This is a genomic window from Citrobacter sp. T1.2D-1 (assembly GCF_950098555.1).
GTDB classification, from domain to species: domain Bacteria; phylum Pseudomonadota; class Gammaproteobacteria; order Enterobacterales; family Enterobacteriaceae; genus Citrobacter_A; species Citrobacter_A telavivensis.
On the sequence record NZ_CATNHH010000014.1, the window covers coordinates 37694 to 55628 of the forward strand.

18 protein-coding genes and 1 other RNA gene are annotated in these 17935 nt (G+C 54.1%); 5 read left to right on the plus strand and 14 right to left on the minus strand.

The features are described 5' to 3' along the window. Positions 1–75: 75 nt before the first annotated feature. The 4 genes from QQZ17_RS14235 to ssrA all read left to right on the plus strand — a co-directional run bounded on the left by QQZ17_RS14235 (position 76) and on the right by ssrA (position 5260). Positions 76–1482 (plus strand): TolC family outer membrane protein, encoded by a 1407-nt coding sequence (locus tag QQZ17_RS14235; protein WP_152402711.1) that lies wholly within the window; start codon positions 76–78, stop codon positions 1480–1482. Next, positions 1479–3665 (plus strand): type I secretion system permease/ATPase, encoded by a 2187-nt coding sequence (locus tag QQZ17_RS14240; RefSeq protein ID WP_152402709.1) that lies wholly within the window; start codon positions 1479–1481, stop codon positions 3663–3665. Before QQZ17_RS14235 ends, QQZ17_RS14240 begins: the two co-directional genes overlap by 4 nt. After that, positions 3646–4836 carry an HlyD family efflux transporter periplasmic adaptor subunit gene (locus QQZ17_RS14245; RefSeq protein ID WP_152402707.1) on the plus strand — a complete coding sequence of 397 codons (1191 nt, stop codon included), beginning with the start codon at positions 3646–3648 and terminating at the stop codon, positions 4834–4836. The genes QQZ17_RS14240 and QQZ17_RS14245 overlap by 20 nt, the downstream gene beginning before the upstream one ends. A 61-nt stretch (positions 4837–4897) precedes the next feature. After that, positions 4898–5260: a transfer-messenger RNA gene (gene ssrA / locus QQZ17_RS14250) on the plus strand. A gap of 117 nt (positions 5261–5377) precedes the next feature. On the opposite strand, the gene QQZ17_RS14255 is transcribed toward ssrA, so the two are convergent. The 8 genes from QQZ17_RS14255 to QQZ17_RS14290 all read right to left on the minus strand — a co-directional run bounded on the left by QQZ17_RS14255 (position 5378) and on the right by QQZ17_RS14290 (position 12217). Continuing rightward, the gene (locus QQZ17_RS14255) at positions 5378–5596 is read right to left on the minus strand and encodes an ogr/Delta-like zinc finger family protein (RefSeq protein ID WP_152406273.1); all 219 of its coding nucleotides are present in this window, start codon (positions 5594–5596) and stop codon (positions 5378–5380) included. Positions 5597–5664: 68 nt separating this feature from the next. Beyond that, the gene (locus QQZ17_RS14260) at positions 5665–6765 is read right to left on the minus strand and encodes a phage late control D family protein (RefSeq protein WP_152402704.1); all 1101 of its coding nucleotides are present in this window, start codon (positions 6763–6765) and stop codon (positions 5665–5667) included. Further along, a complete protein-coding gene (locus tag QQZ17_RS14265) occupies positions 6762–7247 on the minus strand; it encodes a phage tail protein (protein WP_125369893.1) in 486 nt (161 codons plus the stop codon). The genes QQZ17_RS14260 and QQZ17_RS14265 overlap by 4 nt, the downstream gene beginning before the upstream one ends. Beyond that, positions 7244–10036: a phage tail tape measure protein gene (locus QQZ17_RS14270; protein WP_152402702.1), complete on the minus strand. Its 2793-nt coding sequence runs from the start codon at positions 10034–10036 to the stop codon at positions 7244–7246. The genes QQZ17_RS14265 and QQZ17_RS14270 overlap by 4 nt, the downstream gene beginning before the upstream one ends. Beyond that, positions 10029–10148: a GpE family phage tail protein gene (locus QQZ17_RS14275; RefSeq protein ID WP_000763315.1), complete on the minus strand. Its 120-nt coding sequence runs from the start codon at positions 10146–10148 to the stop codon at positions 10029–10031. The genes QQZ17_RS14270 and QQZ17_RS14275 overlap by 8 nt, the downstream gene beginning before the upstream one ends. 14 nt (positions 10149–10162) lie before the next feature. Next, positions 10163–10465 (minus strand): phage tail assembly protein, encoded by a 303-nt coding sequence (locus QQZ17_RS14280; RefSeq protein ID WP_060773291.1) that lies wholly within the window; start codon positions 10463–10465, stop codon positions 10163–10165. Between the two features lie 54 nt (positions 10466–10519). After that, on the minus strand, positions 10520–11035 hold the full coding sequence (locus QQZ17_RS14285; protein ID WP_094464801.1) for a phage major tail tube protein: 516 nt from the start codon (positions 11033–11035) through the stop codon (positions 10520–10522). Between the two features lie 9 nt (positions 11036–11044). Further along, a complete protein-coding gene (locus QQZ17_RS14290) occupies positions 11045–12217 on the minus strand; it encodes a phage tail sheath protein (RefSeq protein ID WP_152402700.1) in 1173 nt (390 codons plus the stop codon). A gap of 438 nt (positions 12218–12655) precedes the next feature. Between QQZ17_RS14290 and QQZ17_RS26450 the strand changes: the two genes are divergently transcribed. Then, complete coding sequence (locus QQZ17_RS26450) at positions 12656–13651, plus strand: acyltransferase family protein (RefSeq protein ID WP_446715180.1); 996 nt, start codon at positions 12656–12658, stop codon at positions 13649–13651. Between the two features lie 187 nt (positions 13652–13838). On the opposite strand, the gene QQZ17_RS14295 is transcribed toward QQZ17_RS26450, so the two are convergent. The 6 genes from QQZ17_RS14295 to QQZ17_RS14320 are packed head-to-tail and all read right to left on the minus strand — an operon-like array spanning position 13839 to position 17835. After that, complete coding sequence (locus QQZ17_RS14295) at positions 13839–14252, minus strand: tail fiber assembly protein (protein ID WP_152402696.1); 414 nt, start codon at positions 14250–14252, stop codon at positions 13839–13841. A 1-nt stretch (position 14253) separates the two neighbouring features. Beyond that, positions 14254–15411 (minus strand): phage tail protein, encoded by a 1158-nt coding sequence (locus QQZ17_RS14300; RefSeq protein WP_371306155.1) that lies wholly within the window; start codon positions 15409–15411, stop codon positions 14254–14256. Further along, a complete protein-coding gene (locus QQZ17_RS14305; protein ID WP_152402694.1) occupies positions 15408–16013 on the minus strand; it encodes a phage tail protein I in 606 nt (201 codons plus the stop codon). The genes QQZ17_RS14300 and QQZ17_RS14305 overlap by 4 nt, the downstream gene beginning before the upstream one ends. Then, a complete protein-coding gene (locus QQZ17_RS14310; protein ID WP_152402692.1) occupies positions 16006–16914 on the minus strand; it encodes a baseplate assembly protein in 909 nt (302 codons plus the stop codon). Before QQZ17_RS14310 ends, QQZ17_RS14305 begins: the two co-directional genes overlap by 8 nt. Then, on the minus strand, positions 16901–17260 hold the full coding sequence (locus QQZ17_RS14315) for a GPW/gp25 family protein (protein ID WP_152402690.1): 360 nt from the start codon (positions 17258–17260) through the stop codon (positions 16901–16903). The genes QQZ17_RS14310 and QQZ17_RS14315 overlap by 14 nt, the downstream gene beginning before the upstream one ends. Then, positions 17257–17835 (minus strand): phage baseplate assembly protein V, encoded by a 579-nt coding sequence (locus QQZ17_RS14320; protein WP_152402688.1) that lies wholly within the window; start codon positions 17833–17835, stop codon positions 17257–17259. Before QQZ17_RS14320 ends, QQZ17_RS14315 begins: the two co-directional genes overlap by 4 nt. Between the last annotated feature and the right edge of the window lie 100 nt (positions 17836–17935).

Here is a 17935-nt window from a genome sequence, read left to right on the forward strand (position 1 = left end):
CCAGAACGACCACACAACGACCCCGGGCGCACGTTCGCCCGGGGCAAAAAAACAACGTTCAATTAGGGAAGAAAGATGGGAAAACGACCGCTTACATTCTGGTGGCTGGTGGGAAACCTGTGCGCGGCCCCGGCTATCGCGGCTGGAGAGACGCCCCGCATCGCCCCGCAACAGTGGGTTGAGCAACAGGAACTGCCCGCGCTTGATGGCCCGATGCCGCTGAGCAGCGACAGCGCCGCTCCCGGTGAACTGAGCCTCTCTCAGGCGGTCAATCGCGCCGTCACCTGGCATCCGTCGATCGCGGAAGTGGTCGGCAAACTGTATGCCCAAATCCAGCAGGTCGATGTCGCGAAAGCCAAATACTACCCGCAGGTTAACGCCGGGATGAACAACGGTTATACCAACAGCTATTCCGACAGCGGATTTAGCCCATCGCTGGTGCTGTCACTGTCGCAAATGCTCTATGACTTCGGCAAAGTCGCAAGCCAGGTACGGGCAGAAAACGCCAGCGTGGCGCAGGAACAGGCCAACGTGCTGCTCAGCATTGATACGGTTAGTCATGAAACGGCAACCGCCATTGTGCAGGTGCAGACATGGCAACAGATGGTGGCGGTGGCAAAGGAGCAACTGGATGCCCTGAGCGCCATTGGCAGGCTGGCGAATCAGCGCAACGATGAAGGGGCCAGCTCGCTTTCGGACGTGGTGCAGACCGATGCGCGTATCGAAGGCGCACGCTCCCAGCTCGTGCAATATCAGGCCAACCTTGAAAGCTCGCAGTCGACGCTCATGACCTGGCTGGGCTGGAAAAACCTCAATACCATCAGTAACGACTTCCCGCCAAAGCTGAGTCGCAGTTGCGAACTGGCAAAGCCAGACGACAAGCTGGTGCCTTCCGTGCTCGCCGCCTGGGCGCAGGCTAATATCGCCCAGGCCAATCTCGACTACGCTAACGCGCAAATGACGCCAACGGTTTCGCTGGAACCAGAGGTGCGTCGCTATCTCAACGATAATTACGCCGGGCATGAGTCCGTTGACCGTACCCAGTATTCGGCGTGGGTCAAAGTGGAGATGCCCATTTATCAGGGCGGCGGCTTAACCGCCCGTCGCAACGCCGCCAGCCACGCGGTGGAATCCGCCCAGTCGGCAATCCAGCGTACCCGGCTGGACGTGCGCAAGAAGCTGCTTGCCGATCGCAGTGAAGCGATGAATCTCGTGACCTCCTTGCAGATCCAGAAACGCCAGGAAACGTTGAGCGAGCGAACGCGCGAGCTGTATCAGCAGCAGTATCTCGACCTCGGCTCCCGACCGCTGCTCGACGTGCTCAACGCCGAACAGGAGGTCTACCAGGCGCGCTTCGCACAGTTACAGACGGAGAGTCAGTTGCATCAACTGCAGCTTAACTGCCTGTATAACACCGGTCAGATGCGCCAGGCCTTTGGTCTGGAAAACCGCACGATCCAGTCAGTGGAGATCCAGCCATGACCCACGCCGACATTCCTGGCGACGAGCGCATTACCGCGCCAGCGCTGGCCAACTGGGCGCGGGCGATGAGCCATATCGCCGGCCATTATCGTATCGCCTGTTCTCCCGGCGCGTTACAGGCAAGCGCCCCCTGGTTCAAAGATAAACCGATGCCGCAGGCGCTCAGCCAACTGGCCCGCCAGGCCGGACTCTCATTTCAGCCGCTGGCCCCCACGGAACAATCGCTCACCCGCTGGCGTCTGCCGGTGGTGATCCAGCTCCAGGACGGTGAACTGGTGCTGGTTGAACAGTTCGATGGCGAAGACCAGCTTGACGTCTGTTTCATCAACGGCGAACTACAGCGCAACCGAATATCCCTGCGCGAACTGCTGCCGACGGTTCGTTTCATCATCGCCTTACGCCCGCTTTCCGCCGTGAAAGACCGCCGGGTGGACGCCTACATCTCACGTTTCAAACCCGACTGGCTAAAAAGTTTGGTGCTGAAAGATCTTCGCCCTTACGGCCCGGTGATGCTGGCGGCGCTGCTGATTAACATCCTGTCGCTTTCCGGGATCATCTTCTCGATGCAGGTGTACGACCGGGTGATCCCCGCGCAGTCATGGCCGTCGCTGTACGTTCTCGCCGCTGGCGTATTGATAGCCATGCTGTTCGGTTTTCTGTTGCGACTCGCCCGCGGTCACGTCATGGATCTGTTGGGTAAACGCGCCGATATGCGGGTGTCGGATCGCGTGTTCAGCCACGCGCTGCGCCTGCGCAACAGTGCGATCCCGCGCTCCACCGGCAGCTTTATTTCACAGCTACGCGAGCTGGAGCAGATCCGTGAAATGGTCACCTCCTCGACCATCTCCACGATTGTGGATCTGCCCTTCTTTTTCCTGTTCATCGTGGTGCTGGCGATCATCGCCCCGCCGCTGGCCTGGATCGCTCCGGTCGCCGCGCTGCTGATGATCCTTCCCGGTCTGCTACTGCAAAAAAAGCTCGCGGAGCTGGCGAATCAGTCGGCGCACGAGGCCACGCTGCGCAATGCCGTGCTGGTCGAAAGCGTTCAGGGGCTGGAGGACATCAAGCTGATGCAGGCGGAGAACCGGTTTCTGCAGCAGTGGAACAGTTATATCCGCATTACCGCCGAGTCGGGACTGCGCACCCGCGAGCTGTCGCAGGGGTTGATCAACTGGGGAGTGACCGTCCAGGGACTGGTTTATGCCGCGATGGTGATGTTTGGTGCCCCGCTGGTGATTGAAGGCACCCTGACCACCGGTTCGGTGGTTGCCGCCTCGATGCTCGGTTCGAGAATGATCGCGCCAATGGGCAATCTGTGCGGCGTACTGGCGCGCTGGCAGCAGGTGAAAGCCGCCAAAAAGGGGCTGGACAGCATAATGGAACTCCCCACCGAGACCCAGCGCGATGAAACGCTGGTGCATCAGGAGATCTTTCACGGTCACTATCTGTTCGAGAACGCACAGTTTCGCTATCACAGTGAAGACCAGCGGGTGCCGCTGCGCATTAACCGGCTGGAGATTGCCGCCGGCGAACGCATCGCGGTGCTCGGGCGCAACGGCGCGGGCAAATCAACGCTGTTACAGGCGCTGGCAGGCGGTGTGGAACTGGTCGAAGGCGACGCCCGTCTTGATAACCTCAGCCTGACGCACATCGATATGGCCGATTTACGCCGCAATGTCGGTCTCCTCAGCCAGAACGCGCGCCTGTTTTTCGGTACGCTGCGCGAGAACCTGACGCTGGGCGCCCCGCATGCCAGCGACGACGAGATTTTTACCGTACTGGAGATTTGCGGCGCGGCCAACTTCGTGAAACGGCTGCCGAAAGGTCTCGACCACCCGATTATGGAAGGCGGCAACGGGCTATCCGGCGGTCAGCGGCAATCCATCATGCTCGCCCGCATGCTGTTGCGCGCACCCAATATTGTCCTGCTTGATGAGCCCACCGCCTCGCTGGATGAGCATTCCGAACGTGAGTTTATTCAGCGGCTGGGACAGTGGCTTGGCAATCGCACTCTGGTGGTTGCCACCCACCGCGTACCGGTACTTGAGCTGGTCGAACGGGTGGTGGTGCTCAAAGAGGGGCAACTGGTGATGGACGCGCCGAAAGCGCAGGCGCTGGGGCAAAGTCGAATGGCCGCGCAGGCCAACACGCGGGAGTGGAAAAATGAAAACCAGTCAGCCTGACGCAACGCCGGACGCACTCGACGACAGCCGCGAGCGCGAATTTTCGGGTGCCAGCCGCATCATCTGGCTCACCGGGATCTTGTGCCTGATCCTCGCGGTGTGGGCGTGGTTCGGCATTCTTGATGAGGTTTCGACCGGTACCGGTAAGGTGATCCCCAGTTCGCGTGAGCAGGTATTACAGTCGCTCGACGGAGGAATTCTCGCCGAGCTGATGGTGCATGAGGGCGATCAGGTACAGGCGGGACAAGTGCTGGCGAGGATGGACCCCACGCGATCGGAGTCTAACGTCGGCGAAAGCGCCGCCCGCTATCGCGCGTCGCTGGCCTCCAGTCAACGCCTGACGGCGGAGGTGAGCGATAAGCCGCTGGTCTTTTCTGACGAGCTGAACGGCTGGCCGGATCTGCTCGCCTCGGAAACGCGGCTCTATACCAGTCGCCGCGCGCAACTCGCTGATGCGCAGTCTGAGCTCAAAGAGGCGCTGGCGCTGGTGAATAAAGAGCTGGCGATCACCGAGCGACTGGCAAAAAGCGGGGCTGCCAGCCACGTCGAGGTATTGCGTTTGCAGCGGCAAAAAAGCGACATCGGCCTGAAGCTCACGGATTTGCGCTCGCAATATTACGTCCAGGCGCGCGAGGCGTTGTCCAAAGCCAACGCCGAAGTGGCAATGCTGTCCGCCATCATTAAGGGACGCGAAGATTCGGTGACCCGCCTGACCATTCGCTCTCCGGTTCGCGGTATTGTGAAGAACATTCAGGTCACGACCATCGGCGGCGTGATCCCGCCAAACGGCGAAATGATGGAGATTGTGCCGGTTGACGATCATCTGCTGATTGAGACGCGCCTGTCTCCGCGCGATATCGCCTTTATCCATCCCGGTCAGCGCGCGCTGGTCAAAATCACCGCCTACGATTACGCCATTTACGGTGGCCTTGAAGGCGTGGTTGAAACCATCTCGCCGGACACCATTCAGGACAAAGTAAAACCAGAAATCTTCTACTACCGCGTCTTCATCCGTACCCATCAGGACTATTTACAAAATAAGCTGGGACGCCGCTTTTCTATCGTACCGGGCATGATTGCGACAGTGGATATAAAAACAGGTGAAAAAACCATCGTCGACTATTTAATCAAACCGTTCAATCGGGCGCGAGAAGCGCTGCGCGAGCGGTAAATCCTTGAGGATTGGGCTGGAAAGGGCTGTCACAAGTCTGTTATACTTGTCTTAACACATTGGGGCTGATTCTGGATTCGACGGGATTTGCGAAACCCAAGGTGCATGCCGAGGGGCGGTTGGCCTCGTAAAAAGCCGCAAAAAATAGTCGCAAACGACGAAAACTACGCTTTAGCAGCTTAATAACCTGCTCTGAGCCCTCTCTCCCTAGCTTCCGCTCTTAAGACGGGGATCAAAGAGAGGTCAAACCCAAAAGAGATCGCGTGGAGGCCCTGCCTGGGGTTGAAGCGTTAAAACTAATCAGGCTAGTCTGGTAGTGGCGTGTCAATCCGCAGGTGCCAGGCGAATGTAAAGACTGACTAAGCATGTAGTACCGAGGATGTAGGAATTTCGGACGCGGGTTCAACTCCCGCCAGCTCCACCAAATAAAACAAGGGGTTACGTGAAAACGTAGCCTCTTTTTCTTTGGTAGTGGCGGCAAAATGGCGACAGCGACTCGGACTGGCGACATTAAAAAACCCGCAGTCAAAGCGGGTTCTGCTCAGAAATTCATATGGGCTTGTCCGCCCTTTCCTGGATGTAGCGGTGCAGAAGAAACGACATTCGGTTTTGTTATGTGACGTACAAACGTTTCATGAGTCACGAATGTACAGCCACAGTTAATATTCTGGCACTGGTTATAACGTTCCTTCGTCGTTGCTGATACCTGGAAGCTACTTCTGGTGTGTGCAGCCTGACCGCACTCTGGACAGTTCATCATTGTTGCAATTCCACCATCTTTGCCGAAATCGCAATAATGATACATTATAATTCAATTTTGAGAACCGATTATTCCATTTCAAGACCATCAATTTTCACCTCAAGATCCAGACTAGTCGTAAACCCACTATCCGGGCTGACGTTATGCGTCAGTGTGGTGATGGTCCACTCAGCCTCATCAATCGGCTGTTTAAACCCCGACACTTTTACCGGCATTTCTGTATAGAGATCTGCCCGGCCCTCAGCGAGCTGCAGGGAAAATGAAGCAACCCCGCGCTGCAGACGTTCCCACTGCATTTTTGCTGCGCGCTCTGCATTGCTCCGGTTAGCATAGGTACGATTAAGAACCAGCACGTTTTCATCCGTTCCCACCAGATAATCACCCTGTTTTGCTTCCGGCGCTTTGGGTGCGGCGACTTTCTTGCGACGTCGCTTTACCTGCATTGTTTCTTTCTTCTTTGGTTCACGGGTATGCAGCCAGCTGGCAATAACGCCCGTATACGCGCCACGATCGGCCAGGGTAAAACGATGACCGTCACCGGCCTTACGTTCAATGGTGATTACCGGCAGCGGCTTACCGCTCGCCGTCCTTCCCTGCCCCTGCCGGATAAACAACAGGTTTCCATCCTTCACGGAAGCAATCGCCCCATACTGGCGCGCCAGCTTCATCAGGAAACTGGCATCGCTTTCATTGGTCTGGTCCAGATGTTCCAGCGCTTTATCCGCCAGGTCTTTACCCAGCGCCATTTTGAGCTTATGCCGGGCGGCTATTTCCTTTACCACATCGCCAACGCTTGTCTGATGCCATGATTTTTCGCGTCGTGTATTGAGGGTTTCACGGAAATCTGCGCTACGCGCCCGGATGGTCAGCCGGTCAGGTGCACCGCTGTGTTCAATTTCATCTACGGTAAAAGCTCCTTTAGGGAAAAGCGGCTGGCCCTTCCATCCCAGCGCCAGCTGAATAACGGCACCACGTCGCGGCAGGACGATCTGCCCGTCGGCGTCGTCCAGCTCCAGATCAAGCTGGTCAGCCTCAAAACCCCGGTTATCGGTGAGCGTCAGACTCATCAGACGCGCATCCAGCGCGGCAGTCACATCCTTACCTTCAATGGTGATACTGAAAGCCGGGCTTTTGCTGTTCAGGTCAAAAAGATCAGAGCTAAAATTCACTGCAGCAACCCTCCAACCGTATTTTTAATATTACCTATCGCAGATGTTGCAGAGTCCTGCAGGTTACTGAGCTGATCGCTGAGACTGCCGAACATATCAGACAGGGACTCATCAACCCTTTTCAGGGTCAGCGTAAACTCAATACGGCGAGGCATTCCACTTTCAAAAAATTCCGTTTTTGTCTGATTCAGGCTCTCGATCACAAACATACCGTAAATGGTTCCACTGCCTTCAATCAGAGGCCAGGCTTTGCCCTGCTCTGCCATCAACTCCAGCGCCAACAATGACAACCTGCCCCCAGTGACCTCCGGCAGCAGTACGCCAGATAATGTCAGCGAGTCATTATCCGGGCCAAGAAACTGCGTTGATGGTCGCCGGTTCACCCGGCTGTTGGTTGCGTGTCGCCAGCTGCGCTGATACTGCAGCTCCTGATACGGCACGGTACGCAACATGAAGACATATAACCCCAGCACCATCATCATGATTCATATCCCCCTTGATCGCTGAAATTACTGCGTGCTTTAGCCCTGGCTTTGCGCTCGCGCTCATCAAGCTGCCGCGCCACTTCGCGGGCAATATCCTGCGCACTCTGCCCCGGCTGGGCAGTGATATAAATGGGCGCGTTTATCTCATAGCGGATAACTGAGGGTTGGATATCTGTCTTAGCGGCCTGCGTCTGGTATGCCCGCGCCGGGAGGCTGAACGGATGAAGCGGTGACGCCTCTGTCGGTGTTGCAGCACCCCCCATGACTCCGGCAACAATGGAAGCCAGTGCTGCAGTACGCCGCCGGCTGGTTACATTTGCCGGACCGTTCACAATCTCCGGACCATTCTCGCCCACGATGCCAAACTGCCCACGCGGAATAACGCCGCCGCTGTCGTACATGCCAGCATAAGAAACAGCAGCAGCGCCACCCGTTATCTGTATCTGTGTTTTGCCCGACGTGTTATTACCGGTCATCCAGTCAGGCAGATAATCGGTAACAGAGGAAATCTTGCTTTTAAGCGCCTCCCATCTGGCGTTAATCCCATCCAGAATACTGTCAATAATTGCGCTCCCCATCGCCTGGAATTTTGCCGGGAGCGCCGCAACATCAGCCAGAATCGCATTCCATTTATCACTGATGGCCTGTCTGATACTGGCCCATGCTTCATACACTCCGGCCCTGATGGCGTCCCAGTTTTTGGCAATCAACCCTGGCAGGGTGTAGTTGAAAAACAGAAATTTGATGCCTTCCCAGGCATTGCTGACAGCCTGTTTAATCCATTCCCACGCAGCAGTCGTGGCAGCGCAAACTGCATCCCACATAGCTTTGAACTTCGGTCCCAGCGTGTCCCAGTTCTGCCAGATATAGACTGCCCCCATCGCAATCAGGCCAATCACAGCCAGTATTGGGTTTGCGAACATCAGGCGGCCCAGCCACATAATCCCCTTACCAACACTGCCGATGGCCTTGCTGATCACACCAAATGCGCTTCCTCCTTTGATACCCAGGACAGAGAACTGCAGGCGCATCAGTGCAAGAGGGCCAAGCACCGCCGACACTGCCAGCATCATTGTCCCCAGCACCGCTGCAACAGAGGCAATGCCCGCAACAACTTTCAGCAACCCACCTGCCAGCTTCGGGTTTTCCTCAACCCAGCGGCGAAATATTACCGTGACCTGCTTTACCGTTCCCATGATCGCCATCAGAGGCTCACGCAGCGTTTCGCCCAGACTACTGAAAGCGTTTTGCGCGCCCGTCTTAACCAGCAACCACTGAGCAGACAATGAATCTTTGTTGATGTCCGATTCTTTCTGCATGGAGCCGTTTGCGTTACTGCCGGATGTGAGTTTCAGCTGGCGCTGCAGCTCCGGCAGGTTGTTAGCCAGTTTTGCTGCATCATCGCCAAACTCTTTGCCAAAAATCATCGTCATCGCTGACAGGCGTTTATCCTGCGGCAGATTGTTGACCTTCTCCAGAACGCGCTGAATAGTGCCCATGGCATCGGTGGTCATCTGCTTTTCAATCTCTGCAGGATTAAGTTTCAGCAGATCCATGCCCTCAAAGAAGCGCTTGCTCTGCATTGTCGCAATGGACAGTTCACGCACCATAGCATTAGAGGCACTGGCAGCTATTTCCGGTGCGGCACCAAGAGACAGGAATGTGGAACCAAGTGCTGCCGCCTTGCGATAGTCCAGGCGATCAGCCACGCCGCCCATACGCTGCAGCACGTCGATGATATCCCCGCCCTTTGACATGGCGTTATCGTCCAGGTAGTTCAGTGCATCGCCCAGTTGTTCTATATTGCGGGTTGGCACCTTATACAGCTGCGCAATTTTCCCCAGCCCTTCCGCCAGTTCATCGGCGGGCAGCTCAAAGGCCGTTGCGGCTTTTGCCGCCGTGGATGCAAAGGCCAGCAGGTCACGTTTCTGGTCCTCGTAAGGATCGTCCTGATTGGTCACGCCCATACGTGCACCGCCCTCAACCAGCGCGGCATAATCAATGGCACCGTTTTCCATCGGCAAATCTTCGCTGGCAGCCTTAATGGCATCCTGCATGTCATAATATTGTCTGGTACGGTTGCCGCTATCATCACGCAGGCCATTCATCTGCTTTGCCACACCTTTCATGGCATCTTCAATGCTTGAATAGCTCTTAACAGCAGCCACCACAGGTGCCCCCATTGCCACCCCGGCGGCGGTAGTGCTCGCTCCAGCCCCGGCAATGCGATCCCGTACTTCCAGACTTCTGGAATAGTGATCACGGGCAGCATTCATTCTGGCCTGCTGTTCACCCAGACGTTTCAGGGATTTCTGCTGACGGTCCAGCGCCTGTCTTGTTTCATCGGCATTCTGTCGCAGTTCCCGCTGCGCACTGCTGAGTTTCTTTGTGTCCAGCCCGGCTTCATTCAGCGCCAGACGCTGACGCTGTACGGACTGGCGAAGGCCGTTATATTTACTCTGCAGCTCAGTGACACAGCTTTTTGCCTGCTCAAGCAGTCTCGCCTGTGCCGCCGTCGGGCGGTTAGTGGCGGAAAACTGCGTGGCGAGTTTTGCCGCTTCTTCACGTGCGGCTTTCAGGCTGTTGCCCGTGACAGCCAGTTGCGTACTGGCTTTGCGGAAACCGTCAATCTTACCCGCCTGCGTATCTAATTCTTTCAGCCGGGTACGGCTTTGCTGGATAGCGGCAGCCAGCTCTTTTGAGCTGGTCTGCGCGGATCGAAATGGACGGGTGATTTTATCAACCGCATTCAGAATCACCTGCAGACGCAGGTTATTGTCACTCATCGCTGGCCCCGCTTCTCTGAATCGCTTTGTGCCGCCACTCCAGCACATCAGTCAGCGGCATAACGTCAGTGATGGACGGCGACCAGTGAAAGATGGTAGCAATGTCTGCCACCAGATCATCAACCGTCAGGCTGTCGGTAAACCGGCAAGCACCGACTTCTTCAACAAAAAAGTCACCACCTCTACCGACAACGCGGTGAGATCGGCGGGGTCCAGTTCTGCCATTTCCTGCGCGGTCAGTGTCGGGGTGGAAATACGCGGGATGACGGTCATCATCGCGCCCACATCCATATCCATGATTGCCTGCAGGCGTGTCCCGCGCAGTGCGCCGGACTGCGGTTTGCGCAGCACAATTTCGGTGATTTCAGTTTTACCGCGCTTGATCGGGGTATCCAGTTGCACGGTCCTTTCAGTCAGCTTGTCGCTCATGTTCGTTTCCTGTTAATGAAATACTGGCGCGGCTGCCCGCGCCGTTAAGGTTAATCAGAGGCCGAGGGCGTTGCGGTGTGCTTCCATCAGGTCCACGCCGTCAACGATTTCAACCATGTTGACCAGATCGACCTCATAGAGCACCTCACCGTTAATGGTCAGCTTCGCGTAGCTGTTGGTGCTGCTGACTTTGGTGGAGCTGCTCTCGCCGGTTTTCCACTCGCCGGAATCCACTTCTTTATGACGCCCGCGCACAACCAGCTCAACAGCCTGCACTTCGCCGGTATCGTCACGCTGAATGGAGCCGGTGAAACGCAACTGGATACCGTCCACCGTGGCAGTGCCCATCTGCTTGAATAACAGCAGTTCAGTGCCGCCGATTGAAAATTCCGTGTCCAGTGCGCCGTCATCCAGCCCCATGTCCACGTCCACCGCGCCCGGCATGCCACCACCGCGATACTTCTCAAACTTGCGGGTGAATTTCGGCAGGGTCAGAGACTCAACAATCCCCTGCCAGTTGTTCCCGTCGTTGAACAGGTTCAGGTGTTTTAACTTACGTGGTAAAGCCATGATTTCCCCTTATGCAGCTACGCGGCTGGCGAAATCCACCAGATAGCGATCGGTGATGCGCTGGCGCAGCATCAGGTTTTCAAGCGGTGGCACCGGCGTGTAGTCGTAGTCGATGGTGAGTTTTCCGGCTTTCAGGGAGTCTTTATCGTTCACGGACTCATCCAGCCAGCAGTCAGCCCCAATGAGATACCCCTGATTCACCAGGCTGCGCAGTTTGGCGCGGATACCTTCGATGATGTCGCGAGCAAGTGACGGGTTAAGTGGTTTATCCACTGCCCACATGTGCCCCTCTGCGATGGTGTCAGCCAGCACCTGCGCTGTGCGGGTGTAGTTTTCAAAAGCAAACAGCGGATCGTCACTGAGGCAACGGGAACCCCAGAAGCGAAAGCCGTCTTTGCGGATAAGCGTGGTGACGTCGTTCTGGTTCAGCAGTCCAGCATCGGTTGCAGGGTCCTGCAGATCCCAGAACACATCGGCGGAAATGCCGGTGACGCCGTTCACGCCCACGTTGGACAGGGTTTTGTGCCATCCGGTCTGCTCGTCAATTTTGGCGCGCAGGCCGAGCGCACGGGCGGAGGCGTAAGCCGTCGCATCCGCGCTCAGTACAGTGTCAAAATTGATGAAATCAGGCCAGATCAACATCCCCTCGCGCTGGCTGAAATTGTCACGATAGGCAATAGCTTCTTCCACCGTTTTGCATCCGTAGGCGGACAGGTAGGCAAACCCACGCAGACTCTGCGCCACACTCAGCAGTTCCGTAGCAACCGCCTGCGTGTCATGTCCCGGCACGCCAAGAATGCGCGGCTTGACCTCGAGCTGCGCCTGCGCCGAAAGCAGCGCTTTCATACCTGTTTTTTTACCGTCAGCGCTCACGCCTCCAATAATGTTGGAGGTGGTTTCCGCTTCGGTTTCGCCCTGCGCCACACGCACGACAACGGTTACGGGTTTAGCCTGGTCTGCAATCGCATCCAGTGAACGTGCCAGCGTGCCGGACTCGCCCGCTTTACCACTGGCGGTCAGTACATCGGTCAGCAGGACTGGCTTATTAAGTGGAAAAGTCACGGGATCGGCATCGTCGCCGGTACAAACAAGACCGACAACTGCCGTGCTTACTGTTCTGATAGGGCGGGTGCCGTCGTTAACCTCAACGACGCGCACGCCGTGGTGGTAGTCCTGAGCCATAAGGCAGTCTCTCCGGTTTACAGGGTGTCTGCCTATGTTCAGGGTGATAGACATCTCGTGCACGCGGTCAGTAATGTGTCAGTGCTGGCACAATGAAACCATTGTCATGCAAACCGGCTGGCAGGAAATTTTTTTTGATATAGTGTGGATATCCAATAATCATCAAAACCTAATATTCTACTGAGCGAGCATAAACCAATGCAATATATTCAGCATATTGCAAGATAATTAGTTGGCTCCAACATTTAGAATTAATCTGAAAAAAAACATCTTTTATGATAAATTTTTTTTACTTTACCAGCGAAGGCCATTTCTCTATAATTTATTTCTGTAATTATCACAACTTGTAGAAGAATGCTGTACAATTAATCACTATGTAAGCACTTTTAATTTTTGGCGAGCATATAAATGAAAGATAGAAATTTTACTATTGATATAATGAGATCGTTGGGAATACTGCTAATCATCCTTGCTCACATGAACCCGACACCTTCTGACATCTTGTTTCAGATAAGGACCTTTGACGTCCCCATGATGGTTTTTATTTCAGGCGCTTCATTTTTTCTCGCTAAAAAAACCTCAGTGAATTATTTATCATATGTATGGTCAAGGATTAAGCGACTTGTTTTCCCTGTGTGGATTTTTTTGTTTTTCTTTTACCTAGTAACCTTTCTATTTAATATAAAAATAACCCACTGGACTTTAAATTACAATACAATGACAAGCTCTTTTAAATTAGAAAGCGGATTTGGCTACGTATGGATAATCAGAGTATTTTTAATCGTCGCTCTCCTTTCCCCTCTGTATGTCTTATTAATAAAAAAATGTGGTGAACTGAAAACCGTTCTTTTATTTACTCTAATGTGTGTTCTTATTACCTTTGCACATTTCACCCCACCATACAAAGATAATAAATTTATAAGTTTCATATTGAGTGATTATTTTATTCATTCCGTTTCTTACGGTTTAATGTTTGTAATCGGATATTTAGCCTCATCATTGACCACCAAAAAACTATCAATAATATTCATTATACACGCAGCACTACTTCTGTTTTTTTGTGTATTTTATTTTAATAACTTTAGAGTCAATGATTATAAAACCCCTCCTACTATTATTTATATTTCTTATGCAATAATCATATCTATTACTATTTACTCTTCATTACAGCACTTCAGGTTAAAAAATAAAACATTCGCACTAATCATTAACAATATAGCTACAAATACGATATGGATATATCTGTGGCACATTCCAATGATTTTTTTCACGAAAAACTACTTTAGCAATTATCATTATTCCATTAGCCTTATCATAACCTCTATCTTCTCCATTTCGATGGCTGTTTATCAACGTAAACTTATTAATCGGATTACACGGCGAATTAAACAGTCATGGTTATCTAGTTTTGTTAATCAGGTGTTCACCGGTTAACCCCTCCAACAAGGGCTGACTCCATAAAGTTTGGATAGCTCATGTTATTCTTTCAGGGTCTGAGTTCGATATCCTATCGGACTCAGACCTTATAATTGCAACCTTCGCAACTAACCAATGTTTAGATAGTATCAGTTTATGCTTTATTTTTAGAGCGTTATATCAGCCGATATAAGTTTACGACAGGCTAAACCGGAAGGGCTGGCCATACTGGTGACGCAGGATCAACTCTCATCAACAAAACCCGGTATTTTTTCCATTCAGTCAGCGTAACGGTTTCTTCATCAGTCGCGATCTCCGCATCTAACGCATCCTGCCGCCACGCAATTTCAGAATCGGCTTTAGTCTTCAGATTCAACTTCATATTTTCGGCATTTGCTGTTAGTTCTTCCTGTGTTGGTGGTGGCTCGCTTACCCATGCTGGCATGTTATCAACAACCCCCCGCACTTTCCCTTCAGGTGGCTCCCCGTTAAATTCAGCCTCAACAGTATCATCAATATCAATTAAATCACTAAGTTCATCCCATGACGATTGATATATATGAAGCATTTCAATCGGGAAAAATGCGTTATATTTTGCTGACCATTTATATTTATTCATTTTATTCACCTATGCAGAACCAGTTAAAACGAACTTGAGAACCAGTACGGCGAAAAGAAAATGACGTCCGCGAAAGTAAATTATCATCTTGAATGATATAGGCCGTATCCGTGTTGGTTGCAGTCCCGGATAAGCTAAGGATCACTCTACCTTGCGTGGTTGGAAAAGGAATCGGGAAATTAATGGTCGCTGATGCAGCAGTACCGGTGTAAACACCCCACTGCAATAGTTTCCCGTTAGGCAATTGGCACCATCCTGAGCCAGCGCCAAAGCTGGACATATCCGGTATCTGATTTGCGCCGGTACCGACATCTCTTTTCGCAATCTCTCCCAAACCAAGGTTTTTGAGAAACTCTGAAACATCAGCAATGTCTTTTCCATTGGCAGCCTTGTCCATCTTTCCGGCAAGCGCATTTGTCATGGTGGTGGCAAAATTAGGATCGTTTCCCAACGCCTCCGCCAGTTCGTTAAGGGTATCGAGTGCAGCTGGAGAAGATGCCACCAGTGCTGCAATTGCCGCCTGCACAAAAGCCGTGTTAGCAAGTTGCGTGGAATTATTGCCTGCCGCCGCCGTCGGCGCTTTTGGCGTACCAGTGAATGTCGGACTGGCTTTTGGCGCATACTGCGTATGAGGATCGTTAGCTGCGACATGCTTCGCCATCAGGTCATCCACATACACTTTTAACTCCAGCACCTTGTCATCAACATATTTACGAGTTGCCAGTACCACTGCCGGGTCAATTTTCAGGGTGATGTTATCAGTGCTGCTGGTAATCAACACCATTCTGACAGTCTGCGTGCGCCCGCTCCCCTCCGCCAGCTGCGGCTTGTAGCTCTCCGGGCAGTTACCCACGGCAATCAATGCGCCAGTCTCATCAAACAGACCTACCTCACGAATCCACCAACCGCCCTCCGTTTCGGGGATCACCTGTTCAGCGATAATCTGGCTGCTGTTTTGCGGATCGATATACAGCATATTGAGGGAAGCGCGGCGTTTTTCAGCAACTAACGCGGTTTGCTGCGCGCTTGGCGTGGGTAATACGCCACCACCGTCTCCCACCGCCATCTGGGTAATTTTCAACGGGACACCGAGCGCGGCGGCGCTTGCCAGTTTCGCCGCCCCGATATCCGTCAGCAGGGTGTAAAATTTTGCGCTCATGGATTCACTCTCATTGTGTCAATAACATGGACTGCCCCGCCCTCGTAAGCGGCGCCACCGGAAATAATGGTGTCGTTGATATACGGGTAGATCGTGATTTCTTCGCCGGTGTAGGTAGCCGCGCCTACAAAATAGGGGCCGCTGGTCTGCAGGTTGATGGACATGCCGATCAGGTGACGGCTGCACGGTTTGGCATCACCGATGAGGCGCTCCAGTTCCAGATAGGTTTCTTCCGTGATGCCCTGGTCCTGCACGCCAATATCCAGACGGAACGTCCCCGGCGTTTCGCCGGTCTGCCACCACTCAATGATGCGAATCAGGAAGCCAAACGGCTCCACCACGCGCCGCACTGCGCTGGTTGTCCCCTTGTGCTGGTGAATATAGAAAGCATCCTGCACCACCCGGCGCTTGACGCTCTCCGCCCAGCTTTCGTCCCAGCGGTCAACGGAAAACGCCCACGCCAGATACGGCAGAAAGCTGACCGGACACGTTGCCGGGTTCCACAAATCGCGCAGCGGCACCATAAGTCCGGAAATCCCGCTGCAGGTCTGCGCCAGTCGGCGCTCAAGCAGCGATGAACCTGACGGCAGCAGGCTATTCATCCGTGCCCCCGTTGGTTACGCTCCATTCCGTACAGAACGCCGCCTGCGTCTTATCCAGCACCATATCAGCCAGCGGTGACGCCAGCTCCACACGCTGGACGCCCTCGACATGCAGCGTGGCATAAATCGCGCTGCGACGGATATCACGGCCCAGCCGCGTCTGACTGGCGATATACTTCTGTAGGCTGGCTTTTGCCGCCGCCATCACCGGCTCAGCTTCTGGCCCCGGATAAAGATAGATCGTCGCATCCACGCTGTAAGGGATAATTTCGGCGCTGCGCACCGTCAGGCGGTCTGCCACCGGACGCACGCTCTCGCTGTTAAGCGCCTGCTCAACTACCGCCAGCAGATCAGCCTCTGCTGTACCATCACCCTCACGACTCAGTACGGTAAGTACCACCTCCGCCGGTGCCGGGCTGGTTGCGCTGGCATCCGCCACGCGCCCGTCCGCGCTTCTGGCGTGAAACTCATAGGCCGCCGTCGGCCCCGCAACGGACAATCCCTCAAACGCAGCCGGAACACGCAGACGCAGCGCCTCATCGCTTTCCATCACTGCCGCGACCGGCGGCACCGCGTCGCTGTCAGCAGGCGTTACCGTCAGGCGTTTCACGTTGTAGTTGACTGCCAGCTGATCGAGATCGCCGCCGATGGCATATGCCACCATGACCGCCTGCGCGGCCTCGTTAATACGCTGGCGCAACAGTATTTCGCGGTAGGTGCTTTCCTGCAGCAGCTTGGTGACGGGTTCAGACTCCAGCGCTAACGTGCGCATAACGGCCTCCTGTTCATCAGTCGGATAAAGGGCCACAAAGGCGGCCTTGCGTTCTGCCAGCAATGTCTCAAAATCCGGCACATCTACTATCTGCGGCGCGGGCAGCAGGGAAATGTCAATTACTGCCATTTTCTGCTCCTGTTGATACCGAAAGGGAAACCGGCGCGCCGTTGTTGCGCTGCCCGGTAAGCTCAACCACCATGGAGCCGTCAAAATTGCTGCTGATGGTGATGGAATCCAGCGCAAGCCGTGGCTCCCAGCGACTCAGGGCCACATAGACCGCAGACATGACCTGCAGGCGCAGCGCCGGGTTCTGCGGCTGGTCAATCAGCACGGATAAAAGGGAACCATACTCCCGTCGGGCAATACGGCTGCCCTGTGGCGTCAGCAGAATATCGCGCACAGACTGGCGCAGATGGTCAGTGTCCGTGATGCTCTGCCCGTCCTTCTGGTTCATGCCGATATACAGCGTCATACCGGACCTCCGGTATTTGCACCACCCTTCGCAACACCGGTATGCACATGGTCATCCACCACGATCCCGTTAGAACTCATCGCACCGCCTCCCTGGGTAACGCCGCCATTGATCACCACCTCGCTGTTAATGCGCGTGGTGTCGGCCTCCACCACAAACTCACCGGTTTTGAGGGTGATATTGTCCGCCGCCTCGATCACCATGGATTTGATACCCCTGACATACCACCGCCCGGTGGCGGGTTCATACTCAAACCAGCCCCCGTCCGGGTACTCCGTCACGCAGCCGTCCACGGAATCCGACGGTGGCGCAAACTGACTGGAATAGATGGCAGGCAACGCAAAAGCAGTTTCCAGATTGCCACCCATACTCAGCACCACCACCTGCTCATCCGGCGACGGACACCACCATGTACGGGCACCACCGGCACGCAACGTCAGCCAGTTAATCCAGTTGGTTTCAAGCTCGCCCACTCTCACCCGGCACAGCCAGTTTTCCCGGTCCACTTCGGTCACTGTGCCGGTGCGGATCAGGTTGGTGATAAGGCGCATGATTTCTGTAAGTTGTGCATTCATAAAAGTAATAATGCACAACTTTTGTAAGTAATTTGATCTTGTTTGATTGTATAAGCAAGGATACAAAGAAGTTTGGAGGAAAATGAAAAACTCGCAGCAC

What these genes read in the sequence shown, in the direction of transcription:
- QQZ17_RS14235 (WP_152402711.1), top strand. Translation starts at nt 76, where the DNA reads ATGGGAAAACGACCGCTTACATTCTGGTGGCTGGTGGGAAACCTGTGC.
- QQZ17_RS14240 (WP_152402709.1), top strand. Translation starts at nt 1,479, where the DNA reads ATGACCCACGCCGACATTCCTGGCGACGAGCGCATTACCGCGCCAGCG.
- QQZ17_RS14245 (WP_152402707.1), top strand. Translation starts at nt 3,646, where the DNA reads ATGAAAACCAGTCAGCCTGACGCAACGCCGGACGCACTCGACGACAGC.
- QQZ17_RS14255 (WP_152406273.1), bottom strand. Translation starts at nt 5,596, where the DNA reads ATGATGAACTGTCCAGAGTGCGGTCAGGCTGCACACACCAGAAGTAGC.
- QQZ17_RS14265 (WP_125369893.1), bottom strand. Translation starts at nt 7,247, where the DNA reads ATGATGATGGTGCTGGGGTTATATGTCTTCATGTTGCGTACCGTGCCG.
- QQZ17_RS14270 (WP_152402702.1), bottom strand. Translation starts at nt 10,036, where the DNA reads ATGAGTGACAATAACCTGCGTCTGCAGGTGATTCTGAATGCGGTTGAT.
- QQZ17_RS14280 (WP_060773291.1), bottom strand. Translation starts at nt 10,465, where the DNA reads ATGAGCGACAAGCTGACTGAAAGGACCGTGCAACTGGATACCCCGATC.
- QQZ17_RS14285 (WP_094464801.1), bottom strand. Translation starts at nt 11,035, where the DNA reads ATGGCTTTACCACGTAAGTTAAAACACCTGAACCTGTTCAACGACGGG.
- QQZ17_RS14290 (WP_152402700.1), bottom strand. Translation starts at nt 12,217, where the DNA reads ATGGCTCAGGACTACCACCACGGCGTGCGCGTCGTTGAGGTTAACGAC.
- QQZ17_RS26450 (WP_446715180.1), top strand. Translation starts at nt 12,656, where the DNA reads ATGAGATCGTTGGGAATACTGCTAATCATCCTTGCTCACATGAACCCG.
- QQZ17_RS14295 (WP_152402696.1), bottom strand. Translation starts at nt 14,252, where the DNA reads ATGAATAAATATAAATGGTCAGCAAAATATAACGCATTTTTCCCGATT.
- QQZ17_RS14300 (WP_371306155.1), bottom strand. Translation starts at nt 15,411, where the DNA reads ATGAGCGCAAAATTTTACACCCTGCTGACGGATATCGGGGCGGCGAAA.
- QQZ17_RS14305 (WP_152402694.1), bottom strand. Translation starts at nt 16,013, where the DNA reads ATGAATAGCCTGCTGCCGTCAGGTTCATCGCTGCTTGAGCGCCGACTG.
- QQZ17_RS14310 (WP_152402692.1), bottom strand. Translation starts at nt 16,914, where the DNA reads ATGGCAGTAATTGACATTTCCCTGCTGCCCGCGCCGCAGATAGTAGAT.
- QQZ17_RS14315 (WP_152402690.1), bottom strand. Translation starts at nt 17,260, where the DNA reads ATGACGCTGTATATCGGCATGAACCAGAAGGACGGGCAGAGCATCACG.
- QQZ17_RS14320 (WP_152402688.1), bottom strand. Translation starts at nt 17,835, where the DNA reads ATGAATGCACAACTTACAGAAATCATGCGCCTTATCACCAACCTGATC.